This is a genomic window from Variovorax rhizosphaerae (genome assembly GCF_037889975.1).
Lineage (GTDB): Bacteria > Pseudomonadota > Gammaproteobacteria > Burkholderiales > Burkholderiaceae_C > Variovorax > Variovorax rhizosphaerae.
In genome coordinates this window covers 1-21,941 of record NZ_JBBKZT010000041.1, presented here as the reverse complement: position 1 = coordinate 21,941, position 21,941 = coordinate 1, and the positions used below count along the sequence as shown (strand labels likewise).

Genomic DNA, 21,941 nt, shown 5'->3' with positions numbered 1-21,941 from the left:
TCACTGAGAAGTACATCCGCCGTGGCACCCATCGATCGACACGCCAACTTGAGCAAGCAATCAAGCAGTATCTGGCCATCAACAACGCCAATCCTCACCCTTTCAACTGGGGCCAAGTCTGCCGACGACATCCTCGCGAGTGTGGAAAGATTTTGTCTGCGAACTTCCAACTCAGCACACTAGACACCGGTGGATTCAATCAGCGCGTCGCGTCGCTGGACAACACAGGCACGGTGAGCCTCCTGAGTGCCGCCGCAGGCAGCACGCTCACCGTCACCGGGGCCTATGTCGCCCACAGCCTGTTGCGGCTGGGCACGCAACTCGGCGGCGACAGCAGCGTGAGCGACCGGCTGGTGCTCGATGGCCCGGGCGCCAGCGCCAGCGGCAACACTACGATCCAGATCACCAACCTGGGCGGGCTGGGCGTGCTCACCACGGGCAACGGCATCGAGGTGGTAGGCGGGACCAACGGCGCGACGACGACGGCGCAGACGACCAAGAGCGCCTTCACCCTGGCGAATGGCCACGTCGACGCTGGCGCCTATGAATACCGGCTGTATGCGGCGGATGCACAGGGCGCGGGCGAGAACTGGTACCTGCGCTCTACCACGACGGTGGTGCCGCCCAACGAGCCTGCCGCACCCGTGCAGGTGCCGACCTACCGCGTGGAAGTCCCGCTGCTGGCCGCCGTGCCGGCGCAACTGCGCCAGGCCGACCTGGCGATGCTGGGCAACCTGCATCGGCGCATTGGGGATGAGTCCCCTTCCGTCCAGTCGGAGGACACCCAGCCAGCCGCGCCAGCCAGCACACGTCGGGCATGGGGTCGCGTGGTGTACGCTGACATGGACATCCAGCAGCCGGGCGTCGCCCAGGTCCGTTCCGACGGCCATGTGAGTGGACTGCAGGCCGGCACCGACCTGTGGACCAGTGGCGACTGGCGCGCGGGCGTCTACGTGGGCTACCTCGATAGCAGTGCCGACGTGAGCGGCAATGCCCGGGGCATCATCGCCCGCGTGGGCTACAACGAAGTGCAGTCGCGCTACCTCGGCGCCTACGCGACCTGGATGACGGCCAGCGGCCTTTACGTCGACAGCGTGTTGCAAGGCGGCAGCCACCGCTTCACCATACGTCCCGACATCAGCCTGGGCGTGGCCGGCAAGGCCAGCAGCCTTGCCGCCTCGGTGGAGGTGGGCAAGCCCTTCGCCCTCAGCGCGCGCTGGAGCCTGGAACCGCAGGCACAGATTGCGTGGCTGCGCAGCAGCGTGGACGACATGGTGCTCAGTGGCGCACAAGTCCGCCAGGACATTGCCTACGGATGGATCGGGCGCCTCGGCGTGCGCATCAAAGGCAACCTCGCCACGGCTGCCGGGCGGCTGGAGCCCTACGCCCGCTTGAATCTGTACCGGGCAAGTTCAGGCGGCAACGTGGCCACCTTTATCGGCCCGGCGGGAGCACTCGCGATCCGGAGCGAGGGCAGTTACAGCGCAGCCGAGGCGGCCGCCGGCGCGACGCTGGCGCTGAACCCCGCGACGAGCCTGTACGGCGAGATCGGACACCTCTGGAGCATCGGCGGCGATGCGACGCTGAAGTCCTCGGTACAAGCCTCGCTCGGTATCAAGGTGCGCTGGTAGCGGTCCCGAATCGGCCTTGAACGCCGTTGCGCCGGTGTCGATCACGCTCGGCGACGGCGGATGTCTGTATTGCTTTGGCAGCCGCCATCGAGACTGAGATTCCGGCGCACCAGTGGCGGCCGCAACCGGCATCAAGGCGCGGGTTCACTCGCCTGCGACGAAAGGCAGAAACCCTGCGAAGGCGTAATTCGTGGCATCAACCTCGATTGCCGCAACGCGCCCTGACCTCCACTTGGATCACCGAGATTGCAGCCGTTTGATGCTGGGACGGCGTCGCACAAAGCAAATGTGGGTCTTCCGCCTTTGTGTGACGCTCAAGTCGGAGGGCTTGATTGCGCTCCTGGACGACCTCATCTCCAAGCAACATGACCAGTGGTATCGGTGTAATTGATCGCGTTCTCGCTCGTGTGGGCAAGCACGTCGTCGGCTGTGTCGAGCAACGAGGGTTTCTGGTGGCGCGCGCCAGCAGTACTGTGCGCGCCGCGCCATGTCCGACCTGCCGATGCTGGAGCGGTCGTCTGCACGGAAGCTATTTCCGTCAATTGGCTGAGCGCCCAGTCCTCAACGAGCGAGTCCTGCTCTCCGTCGAAACGCGGCGCTTCAAGTGCCTGAACAAGGACTGCCACCGCCGAACATTTGCCGAGGATATTCATTCATTGGCGGGCCGTCATCAACGTCGCACTCGATCACACGCAAAGGCGCTGCATGCGCTGGGTCACGCCTTGGGTGGTGAGGCAGCCACTCGGCTCGCCGCCGAGTTGGGTTTGAGCACCAGCGCTGATACCGTACTGCGGGAGCTGCGGCGATCTGCTGTGACCCGGCGCAAGCATCTTCCTCGAATCGTGGGCATTGACGACTGGGCGATTGCCAAGGGACACAACTACGGCACCATCGTGGTGGATCTGGAGCGCCGCCAACCGATCGAGGTATTCGCCGGCCGCGAAGCGACGGCGGTGGCGGACTGGATGCGTGCCAATCCCTCCATACGGGTCATCGCTCGGGATCGGGCGGGGGCCTACTCCGAGGCCGCTGACAGCGCACTCCCGGCAGCCACCCAGGTCTCTGACCGCTGGCACCTGCTGTGCAATCTGCGCGACAACGTCGAGAGGATGCTGCAACGAATGGGGCCGCAACTGCGCCGCGCTGCGCAGCGGGTCACTGTTGGCAGTGTTGCACTGGGGCGTCAGGGTATGCCGCGAAGCGCCGCGCTTCGCGACTGGCAGCGCCTGAGCGATGAGCGGCGCGCGCCAGGCGCCTGGCGTTGTACGAGAGGGTTGGAGCAGCAACGTGTCGAGCTGTGGCGCCAGATCGCGCACGACCTGCATGACAGCATCGGCGTCGAGTCGCAGCGGCTGCGAGAGCACTCGGGATGCCCCGTTCGACAGAGACTGCACGCGAAAGATTCATCTCGATCCTGGACCGGAACATCGCCCCCCTGCGGCACGTCCTGTCGGATGTCACCAGCCTGACGCGCCTGCAGGCGGGCCATGAAACGAGGGAAATCCAGCGCTTCGATGCCGCGGCCGAGCTGACAGCCCTGTGCGAGGGCATGCAGTCATTCGCCGATGAGCGCCGGCTCTACCTGCGCCATCTCGGAACCACACCCTTCCTGGTCACGAGCGATCTGGTGAAGCTGCGACGGCTCGCGCAGAACCTTGTCCTGAACGCATTGAAGTACACGAAGGTCGGCGGCGTCACCGCGTCGTGGGGCGAGCAGGGTCCTACCGCAGACGAGCGCTGGCTGCTCTGCGTCGCCGACACCGGGCCGGGCTTGCACGCAGGCCCCGGCACACCGCTGGCCGCAGCGCTGCAGGATGCGACGCAGCACGAGCGAAGCCGAAGGCGAGCGCCCCGATGAGATCCACGAAGATCCGCGGCCCGTCAGGGAAGCGCCGGGAGAAGGCATCGGTCTGTCGATCGTCAAGCGACTGGCCGACTTGTTGAACGCGGGTGTGCAGCTCGAATCATCGGAGGCCACGGGCACGATCTTCAAGGTGCTTCTTCCCAAGCACTACGACATGTGAGAGCGGGCACTCGCCTCGCAAGACGTCGGCGGCTCTGGCGGCGATTCAAGATGAGTTCGTGGTTCGAGCTCGTGACACTGAGGTCCAGTCAACGAAGATGTTCCTTGTGATGCAGGCGCGTGGGCAAGATAATCGGCGCCGGCAACTGCACGAAAAGAATATACGGGTGCCTCGTCGCCTTGAAGAGCCAAGCGCGGGGCAATCCTCACCATCTTGATTCTTGGAGCAGCTATCTCCGCCGATCTTCGAAGGCGGAGGCTTCAGCGAACTCGCGAAATCATGACCATTACCTGCCGCGAGAGCGCAGGCGCAGTTGAAGCTGATCAACGGCGCCTACGGCGGCGGTGCTGACCCGAAGCTAGGACAAGCGGTGAAGGTGATCCGATGAACTGGGCGATGGGTATGGCCGAACCACGTTGAAGATCGTCGGTCCGGTTGTGCCGGCCCGTGTTCATCGGCAGAATCACCAGGCGTCTGTTCACCCACCCGAGGAGCGCCCTGATGAATACCTTGGATTCCGGCCACTGGCTGCGGGGGGTTGCTTCGGTAGTAGCCGCTGCAAGTTTTCTCCTGGCCGCAAGCACTGCGTCTGCAACACAGCAGGCGCATCAGCGTCAGCAAGGTCGCGCTGTGAACCAGTCAGCCAAGCATGATGCTCGTTCGACCAAGCAGGACTGCAGGGCGGACAACCAGAGCAACAACTCCCAGTGTCGCCAGGACAAGCGGGACACCAAGCAAGAAGGGCGGCAGGACAAGCGCGACATCAAGTACTGACCGAATACGAGAACATTGAAGAATCAAGCACTTGTTCGTCACCGACCGATTGCGTAGCTGTCCAGCCGCGAAGGCCGGGTCGTGCCGCTTGACATCAACTCGGCGCCCCCGTCCAAGGCGTCTACCTTCAGGTCCAGACCTCGGCGGAAAGGTGGTGTTGATAACCGGCGCCAGCACTGGCATCGGCGCGGCCGATGCGATCGCCTTCTGACGCAATGGCGCGCGCGTCGTGATCAACTACAAGTCGAACGATCAGGCCGCCAAAGAAGTCGCGGCAAGCGTGATTGAACGGCGATCTTCAGTGATGCCTTCGCGCAGCGCGCAGCGTCGATGCGATCGGTTCGACGCCAGCCCGCATGCATGCTTCCTCCAACGCTGCAATCAAGCGATCGATTTGAGCGAGGAATGCAATCCTGTTGATTTACGAACTCGCGACGTCCCTGCATACGCGATCCGAGCACATCTTGGACTGGTTTCGTGTGGCGATGCGCGTCGAGCAACTCTTGCGGACGGCGACGGGCATGCGCAGCGTGGGCCAGAAGGAGAGCATCCAGAAGCTGGGGGGTGCGGTTGCAACAACCCAGTCCTCGGCTCGCAAATCGGGCTCGCCTTTCAGGCAACCGTCCTGCGGTTGTAGCTTTGCTGCAGAGCACCCCCCCAGCTTCTGGATGCTCTCCCTACCGCGCGCAAGGATGACTCGCGCAAGGGCGGGATTGGACTCAAAACCAGGAAGCCCAAGGCGTAGTGGCCAGAAGATGGCGTTTGAACGTCCCCATGTAAGCCGCAATGTCGGCGCGGAGCGTTCACTTCTTCGCGGGTGCCATCTGCTTCAGCGTGTCGCGCTGCCGCTGCGCCTCGACCGACAGCTTGTACGAGACGTAGTACTTGTAGATGTTGCGAACGTAGGTCGTCGTCTCGATGCCGATCTTTTCGGCGGTGACGGATTCGACGTGGTTGAACCACTTGTCCGGGTCGAGCCCGCGCTTGACCGCCTCTGCGCGCATCTTCGCGATGTTGCCCGGCCCGGCGTTGTAGCTCGCGAAGGCGAAAAGCGTGCGGTTGCCCTCGTTGAAGTTCGCATCATTGAAGTAGCGCGTCATCAGCTGGTCCATGTACTTCGCGCCGGCATGGATATTCGGCTCGATCTGGCGGATGTCGCCGACCTGCATGCCCTTGCCGGTGGCGGGCATGATCTGCATCACGCCGATCGCGCCGACATGACTCTTGCGGTTCTGATCGAGCGTCGACTCCTGGTAGCCCTGTGCGGCCAGCATCAGCGGGTCGAAGCCATACATGTGGCCGTACTTTTCGAACAGCGCGATCGTGTGATCGAAGCGTTGCTGGTCGGCGCTGGCACTTGCGTTGTGCATCGCCTTGATGTTCTTCAGGTACCGATTCATCCGGTACGAAATCACGCCCGACTTCTTCGCCCATTCGGTGTAGAAGCGATTCAGCACCTCCTCGAGTTGCGGGCTGTTCTTGCGGATCGCCCAGCCCACTGGTGTTGCCTCGCGCAGCACGATTTCCCAGTGCACTTCGAGCTTGGACAGCGGCTCCGCCCACATCCTGGCCTTCCAGCTGTCGACGACCATCGCGCCGATCAACCCCGCATTCGCCATCTCGAGCATGTCCTCGTCCTCGAGCGCGTCGGGCACCAGCAGAAGCTTCGCGGGCGCCTTGCCGGCCGCGCGCAGGCGCTCGTTCAGCGCGACCATGCTTGCGTGGTAGCTCGACGATTCACGCACATGCACGTCCCGGCCCGACAGGTCGTCGAGGGAGGCGACCGTCGGTCCGGTGGAGCCGGTGACGAGGATTTCTACGTTCGTCCAGTTCGGGTCAGGCTCAACGAAGTCGACGAACTGCCTACGCTCGTCGGTGACACTCAGGTTGCCGAGAGCTATGTCGCCCAGCCCCGCAGACAGGTTCGACAGCAGCATGTCGCGCGTGGTCGGAATGATGTAGACGGTCAGCGGTCTCTTGACGAGCTGCTTGGCGTAGGTCTTGTTGACCCAGCGCTCGAAGTCGCGCACCAGCTCGGCTGAGAGTCCGCGCTCGCGCCCCCTGTCGACGAAATACAGCGAGCGGCTCAGCGGTACGTCGACGCGGATCAAGCGGCGCGCAAGCATCGCATCGAAGTCGCCGGTCCACGCCTTGCTCGCGACGTTCAGTTGGCGAGGCGCCGCGGGAGGACTCGCCGCACTCGCCTTGCTCGCCGACGCCGCCGCGAGGCTGCCGCCGCAGACAGCCATCAGCATTAGCCCGGCCGCGAGACGCGCCGCATGAAGCATCGGCAGCCGCCGCGAACCTTCCGCCGCCTGACATCGAGCCATTGGTCGTGCCTCCGGGAGCAACTACTGTCGCGAGTATGCGCCGGAATACTGGTGCTCGTGAACGACGCCTTCTTGTGACGACCTCCTTACCTCTCCAGACGCGAGAACGGCCGGGTGAGATGGCGAGAAGCTGTCTGTGGCCAGCGACAACTGTTGGCCAATGACCCGCAGGAAGATCAGTATTCCCGGGCCAGTCCGAGCGCGGCAACAAAGCCGGTGATGCCGTTGTCTTTCGTGAAGGCTTCGACCGTGGCTTGCGACGCCACGACCAGGGCCTCGGCGTCCGCCGCTTCGGCTGCTCGCGCCGGCACGGCGAAGGGCGACATGTCGATGCCGACTGCCGCCAAATCCCGTGAGCACTGGCAGCGCTCAGTCCCAGCATTGTGCTCAGGCGCTGGGTGGCCTGCTGGTAGAGCTCGGACCCCGGCCCACGTCCTCCTCAATGGTGGCGACGTGCTCGTCCAGCGCCTCGATGTGCCTTGGTCTTTACGCTGGCGGAACCAAGTTCGCGCTCGTGCTTTACACGTAGGGTTGGAGTCATGACAGCGTCTCGGCCTGCGCCCCATCGATAGAGCTTTGCGCGGGGACCACTTCCTCGGGACGGGGTCCACGCCTCGACGTGAATGCGCCGGTCATTTGCGAGCAAGGCAATGCGCCGGTACACGGTCCGACCATTCAGGCCCACCGCCGCAGCGATCTCAGCGATGGTCAGTGCGCGACTTTGGATGGCGAGTCGTATGAGTTCGATGTCTTTGGGCACGCGAGTCACGATCTGAAGCGAACGCATATTTTGTGCAACGACCGAGTTGAGTGTCAAAGTTTCTAGGTGCCGACAACCTGAGGTACTCACCGCGCGTCAGTGCTGCGGTGGTAGGCGTGGCTTTTAGCCGCTTGCCGCAGGAACGCGCAATACGCCCTTGGCTACTTGACCATGCCGGTCCGACCGGCCGGGCCGATCGCGAAGCCGATCGCCTCGAGCAGTTCCTCACTCGAGAACGGCTTGCGCAACAGATTTCTTGCGCCGGCCGCGAGAGCGATGCGGTCGAGCGCGTCGTCGTCGCTGCCGGTGATGAACACCACTGGCACCTGCAGGTTCGCGGCGCGAACGCGCGACTGCACCTCGAACCCCGACAAGCCAGGCATGTGCAGATCCACGATGGCGCATAGCGGCACATGGGCACTCAGCGAGGCCAGGAACTCCTCGCCGGTCGCGTATTCCCGGACGCGGTATTCGGCCAGCCGCAACAGCCGCCCGAGCATCACGCGCACGGACAGTTCGTCGTCCACGACGGCAACGAAAGGTTCGGCACTGATCACGCACGAACACTACTTCGGAGCGAACGCGAACGGGACTGGACTTTAGTTCAGTCCCCGTTCGAGGTACCCGCAGCGGCTTACAAGCCCGCCCTGCCCGCGCCGACGCACAGTGTGGCCAGTTGCCGGCGGTGCAGGGTTTGCAGATGCGCCTGCCGGCAAACCTCCCACAATGCCCGCGGTTGCATCTTTTGGATTGCACATGAGCCACCTTCGCCATCTTTCCGTTTTTGTCGATGAACCCGGCCCGGGTCACTACTTCTGGGTGCTGCACGAAAGCACCGAAGACGGCAGCGCGTCGCCCAGCATCGCGTCCGCCAACTGGGCCGCTATGTAGGCCCCGCGGCGCCTTTCGGCGAGCGGGCAACCGGGTGCAGAACAAGCCAAAGCGACGGGCAACCAGCGATCGTCAAGCGAAAGCGGGGCTGCAGCGCGACACGAGGGCCGGATTGCCCGCGCTCTGCCATCCACCTCATGCCAACAGGCCTTCCTTGATCGCGAAGCATGTGAGTTCAGTGTTCGTCGTCAAGCCCAGCTTGTGCAATAGGTGCGCTCGATAGAGCGTGACCGTTTTGGGGGAGAGGCCGAGCTGCGTGGCAATGGCGGCCCGTTTCCTGCCGGCCGCGATCCCGAGAAGCACCTGAAATTCCCGCTTCGACAAGCGCGCGTGCGATGTCACTTCGCGCTCACTGACTTCAAGGGCGAACTGCCGCGCCAGCGCAGGACTTACATATCGCCCCCCGCGGCTATGCGCCGAAGCGCAAGGATGAGCTCGCCAGGATCGCTCGCCTTGTGCACAAAACCATGCGCCCCTTCCTTGAGCGCCTTCTTCGCATAGGGGGCTTCCGCATACCCGCTGAAAACAAGCAGGTACAAGGCGGGGGCGCGCGATCGAATCGAGGCGAGGATTGTCCAGGCCGCTCTTGCCCGGCATCGACAAATCCAGTATCAGGACTTGCATGAGGAGGCTGTCAACCAGTTGAAGCGCCTCGCGGGCGTTGCGTGCCTCTCCGACAACGGAGAACTCCTCATGGTCTCGCAACAATCGACGCAGCGCCTCTCGACCGAGCGAGTAATCGTCGACGATGCCGATTCTGGTCGACGCATCTCGCACAGGAAATTCGGCTGGGGCGAGTTGGAGGACGCTGATGAATCCATCGATTCCGGACGGAAGCAGTAGCGACGCACTGACCATCGTAGGGGCTTGGCCTGTACGCAAGCTGAACTGCAGCGCGTGCCGCCCACCGCATCCCGCGCGCCGAGGAGCCGAGGGCCCCTGGAGGATGGCGATGTCGCGGTCGCAGCGGCCGAAGGGCTCGTGTGCGTCAGCGCCTTCGTGGCGGGGAGCCACTTGAGAGCGTTGACATCCTCGATGCCGCGGGTGGCGGCCTGCGCCAGTGGGCTGGGAACTGGACCTCGTGACTCGCTCGCCCGGATCGGCCAATCCCAAACCCTCAAGCTGGGCTATCGCGAGGGATGCCAAGCCGTTCTCGTTCAAGGGCGCCGACGAAGCGAATAAGCCCCCAGCTAGCCTCATGTGCTGCGTCCTCCGATGAATCGGGCTGCTCCCAGCAAGCATGCACTATTCACTATTTCTTCAGCCACCTCGGGCGCAGGCCGTGCAGGCCCGTAGACGAAGTCGACGATCGCAGTACTGGCGCGCACAAGCGCCGCATCCACGCGCTGGTCCTGCGCGTCAGCCGCGACCCGATCGGGCGGCGTCAGCAGCACCAGCGCTGCTGCCTTTGCGAACCCGCCGTCGCGCGCCCTTGCCACTTCGGCGGCCTGGCGTCCGTGCTGCCTGCATGCGACGGGCGCGTAGTGCCTGGCGACCTCCGGCACGAGCGTGAAGCCGCTTGCGAAAGCGGCCTCCAGTCCGGCGGCGTCTTGTTCCCCCTGGGCCGCGGCCCCCTGGACAAGCATGCCACCCAGCAGGACGGCTACGCCGCCACACTCGCGGAGCCTGGTCATGGCCGGCCGATCGCCTAAAGTGCGACTCGTCAAAAAAACCTCCTGTAGCCGCACGAGGGCGGTGGCGGAGCATGCCTGCTCAAGCCGCGCCCGGACCTGATCGGGATCAAGGTGCGGGCGGAGCGCGCCGACTTCAGGGCTCGCGCCAAATCTCCGCGCTTGATGGGCTCACGCTGTACTTGGTCGCGCTTTGGCGACTTGGCATGTTGAGGTTGAAGTTGAAAGGCGTCTCGGGAGTCATGTTTTCCACGCTCGCGGGCTGCCCTTCCGCCGTTGGCATCGACCAGCGTGCCGTCCTTGTCGAACGTGCTCACGTTGAGGGCGACGCCGCACGCCATTGCATTGTGATTCACGAGGGCTAACGCTCGACGCGCATGGGGACGGGGTCTCGATCTGGCCATTGCTGCGCAATTGATCTGGCGCAAGTTCGCCCCGTCAATGGTCTATAGGATTTAGTTTGCTCAACCTTTGTCGACCCAAAGCTTGAGCCAAGACATGGACATGACGACAAACAATTTCGACCAGTGGCTGCCGATCGTCGCTTCCTGAGGAGTGCGCAGACTGCTCGCGCCGGAGGCGATGTGAGCCGCGTTCGCGCCGAGTTATGTGAAGCCGTCACAAGGCGCGCCCCGCCAGGCGACGACGCCACAACCGGTAGGAGCTTGGGCCAGCAAACCCGGCTCAACTGCGTGATCGTGATGGTGAGCGATGAAACCCCGGATGACATCCAATTGCTGGACCCTCAGCTAGCACGCGTGCTGGGCGACCCGCCGCGCGAGCGCGCCGTTGCGATCCTGCGCGTCTCGCGCGCGGACCTGCCCGCGGCCATGCCCGCGGCCACCCACCTGCTGGACCAGCCGGCCGGACTGCTGCGTTGAACCCAACGAATCTTTCAAAGAGGAGTCAGCGATGGAACAGAGCAAGAAGGCGCACGGCCACAACCATCATCACGACGAAGCGCCGCGGGAAAAGGTCGACGCGATCCAGGCTGGCGACGACGACGGCGAGCACGCGCATGACGCGCCTTTGTCGAACAAGAAATACCTCGCAGAGCTCAAGGAACTCCATGTCGAACTGGTGCGCCTGCAGCAGTGGGTGCTGCATGCGGGCCTCAAGGTCTGCATCCTCTTCGAGGGGCGTGACGGCGCGGGCAAGGGCGGCACGATCAAGGCCATCACCGAGCGCGTCAGCCCGCGGGTGTTCCGCGTGGTGGCGCTGGCGGCGCCGACGGAACGGCAGAAGTCCCAGATGTACCTGCAGCGCTACATCCCCCATTTGCCGGCCGCGGGCGAGGTCGTGATCTTCGACCGCAGCTGGTACAACCGCGCCGGCGTGGAACGCGTCATGGGCTTCTGCACCGAGAAGCAGCTGAGGGGCTTCCTGTCGGCCACGCCGCTGGTGGAGCAGGCCATCATCCAGTCGGGCGTGATCCTGCTGAAGTACTGGCTCGAGGTCAGCCCCGAGGAGCAGAGCCGCCGGCTCGAGGCCCGCATCGACGATGGGCGCAAGGTGTGGAAGCTGTCGCCGATGGACGTCAAGTCGTACACCAAATGGGATGACTACTCGCGTGCCCGCGACGAGATGTTCCAGGCCACCGACCTGCCGTCCGCACCCTGGTTCGTCGTGCCATCGAACGACAAGCGGCGCGCGCGCCTCAACATGATCAAGCACATGCTCAGCCAGATTCCGTACGAGAAGGTGCCGAGCGAGAAGGTCAAGCTGCCGAAGCGGAAGGTGCCGGGCGACTACGTCGGGCCGAAGCTGCCGCTCAAGATCGTTCCCCAGGTCTACTAGGCGGCCGGCGATGGGTCCTGTCCTTCCTGCCAGGATGCAGCTACGCGATGGCCGCAGCGTGTGGGTTCGCGAGATCCAGCCCGATGACAAGGACGGACTCCAGGCTGCCGTCGGCCACCTCTCGGTGCAATCTCGCTACATGCGCTTCATGGCCACGGTGAAAGCCCTTTCCGAGCCGATGCTGGAGAAGGCGACGCATCCCTTGCAGGACAGGGAATTCGCCCTGCTCGCCGTCAATGACGACGTTGGGGCCGAATGCATCGGCGCCGGCGCGCAGGTAGAAGAGCGACTCTCCGAAGAGGTCGAGCCGGCTGCGCTGAAGTTCTCAGTTGAGCACCGTGGTGGCCCGCACAGGCGTTTGCGCTGGCATCGCCCGCGCGACCTCCTCGCCAGGCAAGTTCCAAAACTGCAAGAGCGCAGAACGGGCCTGCTCCCGGCGCCCCAAGGAACAAGGAGAAGACGATGCGAGTGAAGCTCACGCTGGCCGCCAACTTCGTGTTTGTGAGCGCGGCTTTTGCGCAGTCCAGCACCGGACAGGCGCCCATCACCAGCAGCAGCGTGACACTCTTCGGCATCGTGGATGCAGCCGTCACGTATGGCACCGGAAGCGACGCGAGCAAGACACAGCTGTCCACCGGGGCCTATCAGCCTTCGAGGTTCGGCTTCCGCGGCAACGAGGCGCTCGGTGGCGGACTGGGCGTCAACTTCTGGCTGGAAGCCGGCTTCAACGCCGACGACGGCAGCGGTGTCGCGGGCAATACCAACAACACGCCTGCGGGTGCCACGTCGGGCGACTTCATCTCCTTCAACCGGCGTGCCACGGTCAGCGTGATCGACATATGGGGCGAGGTGCGCCTCGGACGCGACTTCACGGCCATCTACCGGAATCGCGAGCAGGTGGACCCCTTCGGCACGAATGGCGTCGGGGCCTCGCAGCCGCACGTCGGCACGCTGGGCGGGCCCACTGCCACGCGCGCGTCGAACATGGTCGGCTACTTCCTGCCACCGGGCCTGGGCGGCTTCTTCGGGGAAGTCCAGTACTTCATGGGCGAGAGCATCCAGTACAGCCCGGCCCCCATCACAACGCCGAACTTGAAGGACGGCAATGGCTATGCCGCGCGCATCGGGTATGGCATCGGCGGGTTCGCGGTGGCGCTCAGTTCCTCGGAGACGAAGTTCGCGCGCAGCGACACGACCGGGGACATCAACTCCGTGAACGTCGGCGCCTCCTACGACTTCGGATTCCTGAAGCTTTCGGGCGGCTACTATCGCGACAAGGTCGATCGCATCGTGCCCGTCACCGGCACTGGGTACCTGGTCGGCGGCGCCATTCCGGTTGGCGTCGACCTGGTGCGCGTGTCCTACTCGACCTACGGCACCGATGAGGCGGGCAGTCCGCGCAGCCGCAAGTTTGCGATCGGCTATGTCTACAACTTCTCCAAGCGCACGGCGGTCTATGCGACCTACGCACACCTGGACAACAGTGGCGGGGCGTCGGGTGCGCTCGCCGGTTCCCTGACAGCGCCTGACCGGAGTTCCAATGGCTACGACCTCGGATTGCGGCACAGCTTCTGATGCCTCAACGGCACCATGGAGGACACGAATGAGAGTCCCGAAAGCAATTCTTGTGATCGCGATGATGCTTCCGGCAGCAGCGATTTCACAGCCAGCGGGCACCGACGCCGAAGCGGCGAGGGCCGCGCGGATGAAGGCAGGCGCCGAGGCCGCACGCGGCCCGCAAATGGGCGAGGGCAATCCGATTCCCGATCCCCGGCGCTCCTATTCGGCCGAGGAACGCGAGGCCGCGTACAAGGCGCGCCGAACCCCAGTTCCACCGGCTGCAAAGCCTTCAGGGCCCGCACCCCTGCCGAGCTACTTCAGCCCCGAACGCGATGCAGCGCGCGCGCCCTACAAGACCGAGGCCGCGCGTGCCAACAAGGCGGGCGAGATCCGTGCGGGCGAGCAAAGCTACTGATATGCGCTGTGGGTCGTGGCGATCCAAACAAGGCAAGGTGGTCGCGCCGCGCGGCCAGGGACTTCGTTGCATCGCTGGTTCGCGGAATACCTTCGGACGCGAGTTCATCGCGCACGTGGGCAGGGGTGGCTCGACACCAGGATCGGTTTCACAGGGGGCGGGCCAATGGCTCGCCTTAAAGTCCGCCCTGCGGCGAAAGCAGATGCCACGCGCGTCATCCGAAGGAGACAGTCATGGACACCCCACTTGCGTTTGATATCGCGGCCAAGATGGCAGGAGGCGCGTGGCGCGACTTCTCGCCCGGCATCTGGCAGAGCCGGGTCAACGTGCGCGAATTCATCCAGCGCAACTACACACCCTATGAAGGCGACGGCGGCTTTCTCCAGGGGCCCACCGCGCGCACCCAGGCGATGTGGGACAAGCTCAAGCCGCTGCTGGCGCAGGAGCGCGAAAAGGGCATCCTCGGCGTGTCGCAGATTCCCTCGGGCATCCTGGCGCACGAGGCCGGCTACATCGACAAGGAGCAGGAGATCATCGTGGGCCTGCAAACCGACGCACCGCTGGTGCGCGCGATCATGCCCTTCGGTGGCTGGCGCGTGGTGGAGGACAGCCTGCGCGCCTACGGCTACGAGCCCGATCCGTCGCTGATCGACATCTTCACCAAGTACCGCAAGACCCACAACGCCGGTGTCTTCGATGCCTACACGCCCGACATCCGCAGGGCGCGCTCGGCCTCCGTGGTCACCGGCCTGCCGGATGCCTACGGCCGCGGGCGCATCGTCGGCGACTATCGCCGCGTCGCGCTGTACGGCGTCGACTTCCTGATCACCGACAAGGAACGCGAGAAGCAGGAACTCGACGAGCGGCACTCGTCGGAGGAGGTCATCCGCCTGCGCGAGGAATTGGCCGAGCAGATCCGCTCGCTCAAGGAACTCAAGGAGATGGGCGCGCGCTACGGCTTCGACATTTCCGGTCCGGCGTCAAACGCGCGCGAAGCGGTGCAGTGGACCTACTTCGGCTACCTCGCCGCCATCAAGCAGCAGAACGGCGCGGCGATGTCGGCCGGGCGCCTGTCGACCTTCTGGGACATCTACTTCGAGCGCGATATCCGCGAGGGCAAGCTGAATGAAGCTCAGGCGCAGGAGATCATCGACGACCTGGTGATCAAGTGGCGCATCGTCCGCTTCCTGCGTGCACCCGAGTACAACGCGCTCTTTTCGGGCGACCCGGTGTGGGTCACCGAGGTGGTGGGCGGGCAGGGCGAGGACGGGCGCACGCTGGTGACCAAGAGCGCGTTCCGCATGCTGCACACGCTCAACAACCTCGGCCCGGCGCCGGAGCCCAACCTGACCGTGTTCTGGTCGGTCAACCTGCCGGAGGGCTTCAAGCGCTTCGCCATCAAGACCTCGATCGACACCAGTTCCATCCAGTACGAGTCCGACGACCTGATGCGCCCGAAGTGGGGCGACGACTGCGCCATCGCCTGCTGCGTGTCGGCCATGCGCGTGGGCAAGCAGATGCAGTACTTCGGCGCGCGGGTGAACCTGCCGAAGACGCTGCTCTACGCACTGAACGGCGGGCGCGACGAGGTGAGCGGCGCGCAGGTCGGGCCGCAACTGGCCCCGGTGACCGGCGAGGTGCTCGACTACGCCCAGGTGATGGAACGGCTGGACCCGATGATGGACTGGCTGGCCAAGACCTACGTCAATGCACTCAACGTCATTCACTTCATGCACGACAAGTACGCCTATGAAGCGATCGAGATGGCGCTGCATGACCGCGACGTGCTGCGCACGCTGGCCTGCGGCATCGCCGGCCTCTCGCATACGGCGGACAGCTTGTCGGCGATCAAGTTCGCGAAGGTGAAGCCGATCCGCGACGAACGCGGGCTCATCACCTCGTTCGAGACCACGGGCGAATACCCCTGCTTCGGCAACAACGACGACCAGGTCGACGACATCGCGCGCGACCTGGTGTCGAAGATGATGAGCAAGATCCGCATGTACCCGAGCTACCGCAACGCGGTGCACACGCAGTCGGTTCTGACCATCACGTCGAACGTGGTCTACGGCAAGGGCACCGGCGATACGCCGGACGGCCGCAAGAAGGGCGAGCCCTTCGCGCCGGGCGCCAATCCGTCGAATGGACGCGACACGCACGGCGCGCTGGCGGCGCTGATGTCGGTGGCGAAGATCCCGTACGACGACGCGGAGGACGGCATCTCGCTCACGCTGTCGGTCGTGCCCTCGGCGCTCGGCAACGAGGAAGATCGCCTCGCCCGCGGCACCGGTGCGCTCGACGCGTACTTCGCGAGCGGCGGCTTCCACGTCAACATCAACGTGCTGAACCGCGAGACGCTGCAGGACGCGATGGAGCATCCGGAGAAGTACCCGCAGCTCACCATCCGGGTCTCGGGCTACGCCGTCAACTTCATCAAGCTGAACCGGGAGCAGCAACTCGACGTGATCAACCGCACCTTCCACGGCGCCATGTAGGAGGCCGCGATGGCCCAGTCACTCACCGGCAGCCGGTATGAACTGCACGTCACGAGGCAGGGGGCGGCGGAGACGAAGTCGCAGGACTACTACAAGATCCATTCGGGCGACATGGAGGAGGCCGACGACGCCGGAGACGACATCGTCGGCCACGTCCATTCCTGGGAAGTGGGCAGCACGGTAGACGGCCCGGGGCTGCGTTTCGTGGCCTTCCTCACGGGCTGCTTCCTGCGCTGCCAGTACTGCCACAACCCGGACACCTGGCACAAGCACAACGGCCGGCCGGTGACGGTCGCGCGCGCGATGCAGGAGATCAAGAAGTACGCGCAGGTCTTGAAGATCAGCAAGGGCGGCATCACGATCTCCGGTGGCGAGCCGATGGTGCAGAAGGCCTTTGCCATGCAGATCTTCAAGCGCTGCAAGCAGTTGGGGCTGCACACCTGCATCGACACCGCCGGGCGGCTCGGCGAGCGCATGACGGACGAGGACCTGTCGTACATCGACCTCCACCTGCTCGACATCAAATCCGGCGACCCGGTCATCTACGAGCAGGTCACGCGCCAGCCGCTGCAGCCGACGCTGGACTACGCGCGCCGGCTGTCCGACCTGGGGCGCCCGATGTGGGTGCGCTACGTGCTGGTGCCGGGCCTGACCGACGGCTTCGACAACGTGGAGAAGGTGGCCGAGTTCTGCGCTGGGCTGAAGTCGATCGAGCGCGTCCGCGGGCAGTTCCGCAGCCGCGGCCTCACGGTGTACTGATCCAGACAACAAGAAGGAGAACGATATGGAATGGTTGAGCAGCGCGCTCGGACCCCAGCCCATGATGGCGATGTTCCTGACCATCGCTCTTGGCTACCTCCTGGGTGAAGTCAACATCAAGGGCTTCTCGCTCGGTGTGGGGGCGGTGCTTTTCGTGGCCCTGTTCATGGGCTGGCTGGTACCGAAGTCGGCGCCGGCGCCGATGGTCGGCACGCTGGGGCTTGCACTGTTCCTGTATGCCGTGGGCGTCCAGTACGGCAAGCAGTTCTTCCTGGGGCTCACGAGTTCGGCGGGCCGCAAGGCCAACTTCATCGCGCTGACGGGCGTGTTGCTGTCCGGCGTGGTCAGCGTGCTGTTCCTCAAGATGACGAGCCTCGACCTGGGCCATACGCTCGGCCTGTTCGCCGGCGCGGGCACCAGCACGCCGACACTGCAGGCGGCCATCGTGACGCTGGGCAACGACGATCCGGCGGTCGGCTACTCGGTGGCCTATCCGCTGGGTGTGGCGGGGCCGATCCTCTTTCTCTACATCACGTTCATGGTGCTCAAGCCGAAGATCGAGGTGCCCCCCGGAGGCGGCCTGGAGATCCTCGAAATCGCACCGAATGACGCTGTCATCAAGGGCAAGACCGTTGGCGACCTGCTGGCCGGCTTGCCGGCCGGCATCGAGATCGCGGCGTTGCGGCGCGCGCATCACAACGTGCCCGCCACGCACGAGACGGCACTCCAGCCGAATGATGTCCTGCTGGTGACCGGGAAGAACCCCGAGACGCTGCAAGAGGCGGCCATGCAACTCGGTGAAGTGCACCAGGGGCGGATGACGGGGGATCGCCGCGACCTGGACTACATCCGCGTCTTCGCATCCCGCCCGGCCGCCGTCGGACGCACACTGGCGGACCTGAAGCTGCCGGATGGCAAACCTCACGTGATCGTGCATGTTCGGCGCGGCGACGCCGAGATCGTGCCCAACGCAAACTTGGTGCTCGAGTACGGCGACCGCGTCGGCCTGCTGGCGCATCGCGACGACTTCGCAGCGCTGCGCAAGTTCTTCGGCGATTCGATCAAGGGGACGGCCGAGTTCAGCTACATCTCCATCGGGCTCGGAATGGCGCTCGGATTCCTGCTCGGCGCCATCAACTTTCCGTTGCCGGGCATCGGCAAGCTTGCGCTGGGCCTGTCGGGCGTGCTGATCGTGGCGCTGATCCTCGGCAACATGCGCCGCACCGGCGGCCTGAACTGGACCATGCCGCTGTCGGCCAACCTGGTGCTGCGCAATCTCGGCCTGACGCTCTTCCTGGCGCAGGTGGGCATGTCTTCGGGGCCGAAGTTCGTGGCCACGGTTTCGCAGACGGGCTTCCTGATGATCGGACTGGCGGCCATCGTCGTCGCGGCGCTCGTGGTGCCGATCCTCATCCTGGGACTGGGCGTGTTCAAGATGCCCTATGACGAAGTGGCCGGGATCGTGGCCGGCGCCTGCGGCAATCCCGCCATCCTCGCGTACTCCAACAAGCTGACCCCCACCGAGAAGCCCGACCTCGGCTACGCGATGATCTTTCCGGGCATGACGATCGTGAAGATCCTCTTCGTGGACATCGTGCCGGCGCTTTTGAGCGGATAAGCTTCCTTGTGAGTCCTTCTTCGGCAGCAGCAACAGGGATGCGGTTTGGCTGCTTGCTGCCCGTGGGCGCACCTCATTCTGCTGGAGAGTAGCCAGATCCAAGAGGTGTTCGCCGCAGCCCCGGCTTGTTTCATGGTGGGAACGAACACGTCTTGGGCGCGTCATCCCCCGGCAGTCTTCAGGTCCGACGGCCCCCGTTGTCCCGGTAAGATCCCCACATCCAAAAGAGCCGGCTGGAATGTGGCTAAAGCACACGTGGCAGCACACCGATCAAGAGGAACAAGGCGATGAAGATCACGCCGAATATCGCGCCAAGCCGCCAGTAGTCGCCAGCGGGCAGATAGCCGCTGCCAAAGTACACCGGGCTGGGCCCGGTGCCGTAGGGAGTAAGGATGCCCATGATGCCCAAAGTGACCACGAGCATCAGCGTGAAGGGCTCCATCGGCATTCCGGGAACGCTTGAGCCAACGGCCAGCATGACCGGCAGCATGGCCGTGGTGTGGGCGGTCACGCTGGCAAACATGTAGTGCGAAAAAAAGAAGATCAGCACAAGAATGACGGCCGCGACGGTCGGCGAGAAGCCGACCATGTGGCCCGCGATCGCATCGGCAAACCACTTGACAAAGCCAGTGCGGCCGAGACCGTCCGCCAAGGCCACAAGCGTGGCGAACCAGGCAAAGGTGTTCCACGCCTGCTTGTTCGCCAGCATGTCCTCCCAGGACACCACGCCCGTGAGAAGCATCAGCGACATGACGACCAGTGCCGCCGTCGTGGCGTTCATGATCCCGCCACCGAAGATCCACAAGGCCAGGGCGAGCAGGACAAGTCCCCCCAAGATGCCTTCGCGTGCAGAAAATCGTCCCATCTTGACCAACTCTTGCGCTGCCCATGCCGGCACTTCCTTGCTTTCCTTCACCTCTGGCGGGTAGAGCACGTAGGTAAGCAAAGGCACAGCCAGAAGCATCACGACGCCCGCCGGCGCGAATGCAAGAAACCACTGCATCCATCCGATCTCGACGTTGGCCGCCTTCTTCGCCAACTCGATGGCGAGCAGGTTGGGTGCCAGTGCGGTGAGGAACATCGAGCTCGTCACGCAAGTGGTGGCTATCGCCGTCCACATGATGTAGGAGCCAATGCGCCGCGCCGATGGATCGTTCGGCTTCGAATCGTAGAGCGGCGGCAGATTGCGGATGACTGGAAAGATCGTGCCGCCACTGCGCGCCGTGTTCGAAGGCGTGAACGGCGCAAGAAGCGTATCCGCGGCGGCAATCGCGTAGCCCAGGGTGAGCGCCCGCCGGCCCATCGCCCGCACCAGCATCAATGCGATGCGCCTTCCAAGGCCCGTCTTCTCGTAGCCAAGGGCAAACATGAACGCGCCGAAGATCAGCCATACGGTGCCATTGGCGAAGCCGGACAATGCCCAAGCAAGCGACGTGTTGGCAGCATTGAAGCCCGGCTTGGCGAGTTCCGTGGGGCTGAAGAACACCCACTCCGACAACACGGTGACCAGCGTGACCGCGATGAGGCCGATGGCCGCTCCCGGGATCGGCTCAAGCATGAGCCCGACGATCACGCCAGCAAAGATGGCAAAGTAATACCAAGCATGCTGCCCGAGCCCCTGCGGCGCTGGAACCAGGGCAATGGCGATTGCCACGGCAACGGGCGCGATAGCCTTCCAGAAGATGTTCATGAGACCTCCTCGACGTGCTATTGTTTAAACGTCCACCGCTGAAGGATCACCGTCGCCCCCATCGCAGCCAAGGGCAGGACCGACAAGATGGTACGCCTCATCGTTGAAGGCCGGTCAATCACCGCACCGGCCACCAGTTCGATCCTGCAAGCCTACGTGCAGGCCGGGGAGACGCTCGTCGAGGGTGTCGGATGCATGGGTCAAGGGGTGTGTGGCTCATGCCGGGTCATGGTCCGGCGCGCCGACCAGCAGGAAGTCAAGACCCAGCTTGCCTGCGAGACCGTGGTCGAGGACGGTATGCAGGTCTCGTTTCTCGACTACCTCACGCCTTCAAGCCGCCATAGCTATCGCATGGAAGACCTCACCGACAGCTGGCAGGCGCCGCGCAAGCTCCTCGAGTGCTTTCCCGAGGCACCAAACTGCCGCCACTGCGGCGGTTGCGACCGCGCATGCCCCAAGGGGCTGGACGTGCAACGTGGCGTGAACCTGGCGGTAGAAGGTTCGCTCGCGGCAGCCGGCCAGGTTTTCGACGAGTGCGTCATGTGCAACCTGTGCACGGTGGCGTGCCCGGAGTACATCCGCCCCAACCACCTTGGCTTGTTCGCTCGGCGGATGATCGCCAGTCTCTCGCTGCGGCCTGCCGATCTCATGCGGCGCCTGGAACAAATCGAGCACGGTGGCATGGCGATCGACTTCGACGCGCCCGGCGCGCGGCCTCCACGCTGACTGCGCGTGCAAACCATGACCGCCTCGATTCCCTACTTGGAAGCGCGCCAGTGCTATGTGACGGGCATGGTGCCCGTGTTTCGCAGCGATTCAACCCCCATCGAGCAACTGCTCAGGGACTGGCATCCAGACCATGGATCCAACGCGCGCGTTCCACTGAGCATCGGCGTCAACCGCGGCGATCCGTGCCAACCCGAACTCGCGCGCCAACTTCAGGCCAACTCACTGATCGAAGACATCGACACGGCCGGCGCACAACTGGTCACGACCGACGTGTTGGTCATCGGTGGAGGTGGCGGAGGGTGTGCCGCGGCCTTGACCGCCGCGAAGCAGGGTGCGGAGGTCATCCTCGCCACCAAGCTGCTCCTGGGTGACAGCAATACGGTGATGGCTGAAGGTGGCATCCAGGCTGCGGTGGGCGCGGACGACAGCCCGCAGCTTCACTTCGAGGACACCTTGCGTGCCGGTCACTTCTGCGGCGAGCCCGAGTTGGTGGCCCAGATGGTGATGGATGGCCCCGATGTCATGCGCTGGCTCATCCAGCTTGGAATGATGTTTGATCTGGAGGAGGGAAGCCCGTTTGGGGGCACGCTGCTGCGCAAGAAGCCTGGTGGTGCATCGGCGGCGCGCATCCACTCGTACCGCGACTACACCGGGCTCGAGATGATGCGCGTGCTGCGTGAGGCGGTGGATCTCGATCCCGGAATCTCGGTATGGAATCGTTGCCCAGTGGTGGAACTGCTGTCCGATGAGCGCGGACGATGCGCCGGCGCAGTGGTTTACAACCTGGAGTGGCGCAGCTTCGTGATGGTGCGGGCGCGCTCAGTGATCCTCGCGACG

Annotated in this window: 22 protein-coding genes; 16 read left to right on the top strand and 6 right to left on the bottom strand. The window is 64.3% G+C overall.

Annotated elements, in window-relative coordinates:
* The first annotated feature begins 152 nt into the window (after positions 1-152).
* The 5 genes from WKW82_RS37930 to WKW82_RS37910 all read left to right on the top strand — a co-directional run bounded on the left by WKW82_RS37930 (position 153) and on the right by WKW82_RS37910 (position 4,429).
* Positions 153-1,631: an autotransporter family protein gene (locus tag WKW82_RS37930; protein ID WP_340348399.1), complete on the top strand. Its 1,479-nt coding sequence runs from the start codon at positions 153-155 to the stop codon at positions 1,629-1,631.
* 365 nt (positions 1,632-1,996) lie between these two features.
* Entirely contained in the window at positions 1,997-3,100 is a 1,104-nt protein-coding gene (locus WKW82_RS37925; RefSeq protein WP_340348398.1) for an ISL3 family transposase, read from the top strand.
* Positions 3,101-3,180: 80 nt separating this feature from the next.
* Positions 3,181-3,489, top strand: a complete 309-nt coding sequence (locus tag WKW82_RS37920; RefSeq protein WP_340348397.1) for a hypothetical protein — start codon at positions 3,181-3,183, stop codon at positions 3,487-3,489.
* Positions 3,446-3,655, top strand: a complete 210-nt coding sequence (locus WKW82_RS37915) for an ATP-binding protein (protein WP_340348396.1) — start codon at positions 3,446-3,448, stop codon at positions 3,653-3,655. Before WKW82_RS37920 ends, WKW82_RS37915 begins: the two co-directional genes overlap by 44 nt.
* A 501-nt stretch (positions 3,656-4,156) precedes the next feature.
* On the top strand, positions 4,157-4,429 hold the full coding sequence (locus WKW82_RS37910; protein WP_340348395.1) for a hypothetical protein: 273 nt from the start codon (positions 4,157-4,159) through the stop codon (positions 4,427-4,429).
* Positions 4,430-5,232: 803 nt separating this feature from the next.
* On the opposite strand, the gene WKW82_RS37905 is transcribed toward WKW82_RS37910, so the two are convergent.
* The 3 genes from WKW82_RS37905 to WKW82_RS37895 form a co-directional block, all read right to left on the bottom strand.
* Positions 5,233-6,759: an MltF family protein gene (locus WKW82_RS37905; protein WP_340348394.1), complete on the bottom strand. Its 1,527-nt coding sequence runs from the start codon at positions 6,757-6,759 to the stop codon at positions 5,233-5,235.
* A 176-nt stretch (positions 6,760-6,935) separates the two neighbouring features.
* Positions 6,936-7,085 carry a hypothetical protein gene (locus WKW82_RS37900; protein WP_340348393.1) on the bottom strand — a complete coding sequence of 50 codons (150 nt, stop codon included), beginning with the start codon at positions 7,083-7,085 and terminating at the stop codon, positions 6,936-6,938.
* A gap of 595 nt (positions 7,086-7,680) precedes the next feature.
* Positions 7,681-8,046, bottom strand: coding sequence for a response regulator transcription factor (locus WKW82_RS37895; RefSeq protein ID WP_340348392.1), 366 nt, complete (start codon positions 8,044-8,046; stop codon positions 7,681-7,683).
* 229 nt (positions 8,047-8,275) lie between these two features.
* Here WKW82_RS37895 and WKW82_RS37890 point away from each other — a divergent pair, with 229 nt between their 5' ends.
* On the top strand, positions 8,276-8,410 hold the full coding sequence (locus WKW82_RS37890) for a hypothetical protein (protein WP_340348391.1): 135 nt from the start codon (positions 8,276-8,278) through the stop codon (positions 8,408-8,410).
* Positions 8,411-8,545: 135 nt separating this feature from the next.
* On the opposite strand, the gene WKW82_RS37885 is transcribed toward WKW82_RS37890, so the two are convergent.
* Together WKW82_RS37885 and WKW82_RS37880 are read right to left on the bottom strand one after the other, a co-directional pair.
* Entirely contained in the window at positions 8,546-9,268 is a 723-nt protein-coding gene (locus WKW82_RS37885; RefSeq protein ID WP_340348390.1) for a LuxR C-terminal-related transcriptional regulator, read from the bottom strand.
* Between the two features lie 338 nt (positions 9,269-9,606).
* Positions 9,607-10,044, bottom strand: coding sequence for a hypothetical protein (locus WKW82_RS37880; RefSeq protein ID WP_340348389.1), 438 nt, complete (start codon positions 10,042-10,044; stop codon positions 9,607-9,609).
* Between the two features lie 662 nt (positions 10,045-10,706).
* Between WKW82_RS37880 and WKW82_RS37875 the strand changes: the two genes are divergently transcribed.
* From WKW82_RS37875 to WKW82_RS37840, 8 genes are all read left to right on the top strand, one after another.
* Positions 10,707-10,922, top strand: a complete 216-nt coding sequence (locus WKW82_RS37875; RefSeq protein WP_340348388.1) for a hypothetical protein — start codon at positions 10,707-10,709, stop codon at positions 10,920-10,922.
* 31 nt (positions 10,923-10,953) lie between these two features.
* Entirely contained in the window at positions 10,954-11,838 is an 885-nt protein-coding gene (ppk2, locus tag WKW82_RS37870; protein WP_340348387.1) for a polyphosphate kinase 2, read from the top strand.
* A gap of 34 nt (positions 11,839-11,872) precedes the next feature.
* Positions 11,873-12,310, top strand: a complete 438-nt coding sequence (locus tag WKW82_RS37865; protein ID WP_340348386.1) for a hypothetical protein — start codon at positions 11,873-11,875, stop codon at positions 12,308-12,310.
* Positions 12,301-13,413: a porin gene (locus WKW82_RS37860; RefSeq protein WP_340348385.1), complete on the top strand. Its 1,113-nt coding sequence runs from the start codon at positions 12,301-12,303 to the stop codon at positions 13,411-13,413. The genes WKW82_RS37865 and WKW82_RS37860 overlap by 10 nt, the downstream gene beginning before the upstream one ends.
* 28 nt (positions 13,414-13,441) lie before the next feature.
* Positions 13,442-13,813: a hypothetical protein gene (locus WKW82_RS37855; protein ID WP_340348384.1), complete on the top strand. Its 372-nt coding sequence runs from the start codon at positions 13,442-13,444 to the stop codon at positions 13,811-13,813.
* A 233-nt stretch (positions 13,814-14,046) separates the two neighbouring features.
* Positions 14,047-16,308, top strand: a complete 2,262-nt coding sequence (pflB, locus tag WKW82_RS37850; protein WP_340348383.1) for a formate C-acetyltransferase — start codon at positions 14,047-14,049, stop codon at positions 16,306-16,308.
* Positions 16,309-16,317: 9 nt separating this feature from the next.
* A complete protein-coding gene (gene pflA / locus WKW82_RS37845; protein ID WP_340348382.1) occupies positions 16,318-17,067 on the top strand; it encodes a pyruvate formate-lyase-activating protein in 750 nt (249 codons plus the stop codon).
* Between the two features lie 25 nt (positions 17,068-17,092).
* Positions 17,093-18,685, top strand: coding sequence for an aspartate:alanine exchanger family transporter (locus tag WKW82_RS37840; RefSeq protein ID WP_340348381.1), 1,593 nt, complete (start codon positions 17,093-17,095; stop codon positions 18,683-18,685).
* A 244-nt stretch (positions 18,686-18,929) separates the two neighbouring features.
* On the opposite strand, the gene WKW82_RS37835 is transcribed toward WKW82_RS37840, so the two are convergent.
* The gene (locus tag WKW82_RS37835) at positions 18,930-20,375 is read right to left on the bottom strand and encodes an anion permease (RefSeq protein WP_340348380.1); all 1,446 of its coding nucleotides are present in this window, start codon (positions 20,373-20,375) and stop codon (positions 18,930-18,932) included.
* Positions 20,376-20,462: 87 nt separating this feature from the next.
* Between WKW82_RS37835 and WKW82_RS37830 the strand changes: the two genes are divergently transcribed.
* Both WKW82_RS37830 and WKW82_RS37825 read left to right on the top strand, forming a co-directional pair.
* Positions 20,463-21,101: a 2Fe-2S iron-sulfur cluster-binding protein gene (locus WKW82_RS37830; protein WP_340348379.1), complete on the top strand. Its 639-nt coding sequence runs from the start codon at positions 20,463-20,465 to the stop codon at positions 21,099-21,101.
* A 15-nt stretch (positions 21,102-21,116) separates the two neighbouring features.
* On the top strand, positions 21,117-21,941 hold an 825-nt coding region (locus WKW82_RS37825), incomplete at its 3' end, for an FAD-binding protein (RefSeq protein WP_340348400.1).

Bases quoted from the DNA above. Each gene is read 5' to 3' on its own strand.
- WKW82_RS37910 (WP_340348395.1), top strand. From the start codon at position 4,157: ATGAATACCTTGGATTCCGGCCACTGGCTGCGGGGGGTTGCTTCGGTA.
- WKW82_RS37915 (WP_340348396.1), top strand. From the start codon at position 3,446: ATGCGACGCAGCACGAGCGAAGCCGAAGGCGAGCGCCCCGATGAGATC.
- WKW82_RS37860 (WP_340348385.1), top strand. From the start codon at position 12,301: ATGCGAGTGAAGCTCACGCTGGCCGCCAACTTCGTGTTTGTGAGCGCG.
- WKW82_RS37905 (WP_340348394.1), bottom strand. From the start codon at position 6,759: ATGGCTCGATGTCAGGCGGCGGAAGGTTCGCGGCGGCTGCCGATGCTT.
- WKW82_RS37835 (WP_340348380.1), bottom strand. From the start codon at position 20,375: ATGAACATCTTCTGGAAGGCTATCGCGCCCGTTGCCGTGGCAATCGCC.
- WKW82_RS37865 (WP_340348386.1), top strand. From the start codon at position 11,873: ATGCAGCTACGCGATGGCCGCAGCGTGTGGGTTCGCGAGATCCAGCCC.
- WKW82_RS37830 (WP_340348379.1), top strand. From the start codon at position 20,463: ATGGTACGCCTCATCGTTGAAGGCCGGTCAATCACCGCACCGGCCACC.
- WKW82_RS37920 (WP_340348397.1), top strand. From the start codon at position 3,181: ATGCAGTCATTCGCCGATGAGCGCCGGCTCTACCTGCGCCATCTCGGA.
- WKW82_RS37880 (WP_340348389.1), bottom strand. From the start codon at position 10,044: ATGACCAGGCTCCGCGAGTGTGGCGGCGTAGCCGTCCTGCTGGGTGGC.
- WKW82_RS37855 (WP_340348384.1), top strand. From the start codon at position 13,442: ATGAGAGTCCCGAAAGCAATTCTTGTGATCGCGATGATGCTTCCGGCA.
- WKW82_RS37900 (WP_340348393.1), bottom strand. From the start codon at position 7,085: ATGTCGCCCTTCGCCGTGCCGGCGCGAGCAGCCGAAGCGGCGGACGCC.
- WKW82_RS37885 (WP_340348390.1), bottom strand. From the start codon at position 9,268: ATGGTCAGTGCGTCGCTACTGCTTCCGTCCGGAATCGATGGATTCATC.
- WKW82_RS37890 (WP_340348391.1), top strand. From the start codon at position 8,276: ATGAGCCACCTTCGCCATCTTTCCGTTTTTGTCGATGAACCCGGCCCG.
- WKW82_RS37925 (WP_340348398.1), top strand. From the start codon at position 1,997: ATGACCAGTGGTATCGGTGTAATTGATCGCGTTCTCGCTCGTGTGGGC.
- pflA (WP_340348382.1), top strand. From the start codon at position 16,318: ATGGCCCAGTCACTCACCGGCAGCCGGTATGAACTGCACGTCACGAGG.
- ppk2 (WP_340348387.1), top strand. From the start codon at position 10,954: ATGGAACAGAGCAAGAAGGCGCACGGCCACAACCATCATCACGACGAA.
- WKW82_RS37840 (WP_340348381.1), top strand. From the start codon at position 17,093: ATGGAATGGTTGAGCAGCGCGCTCGGACCCCAGCCCATGATGGCGATG.
- pflB (WP_340348383.1), top strand. From the start codon at position 14,047: ATGGACACCCCACTTGCGTTTGATATCGCGGCCAAGATGGCAGGAGGC.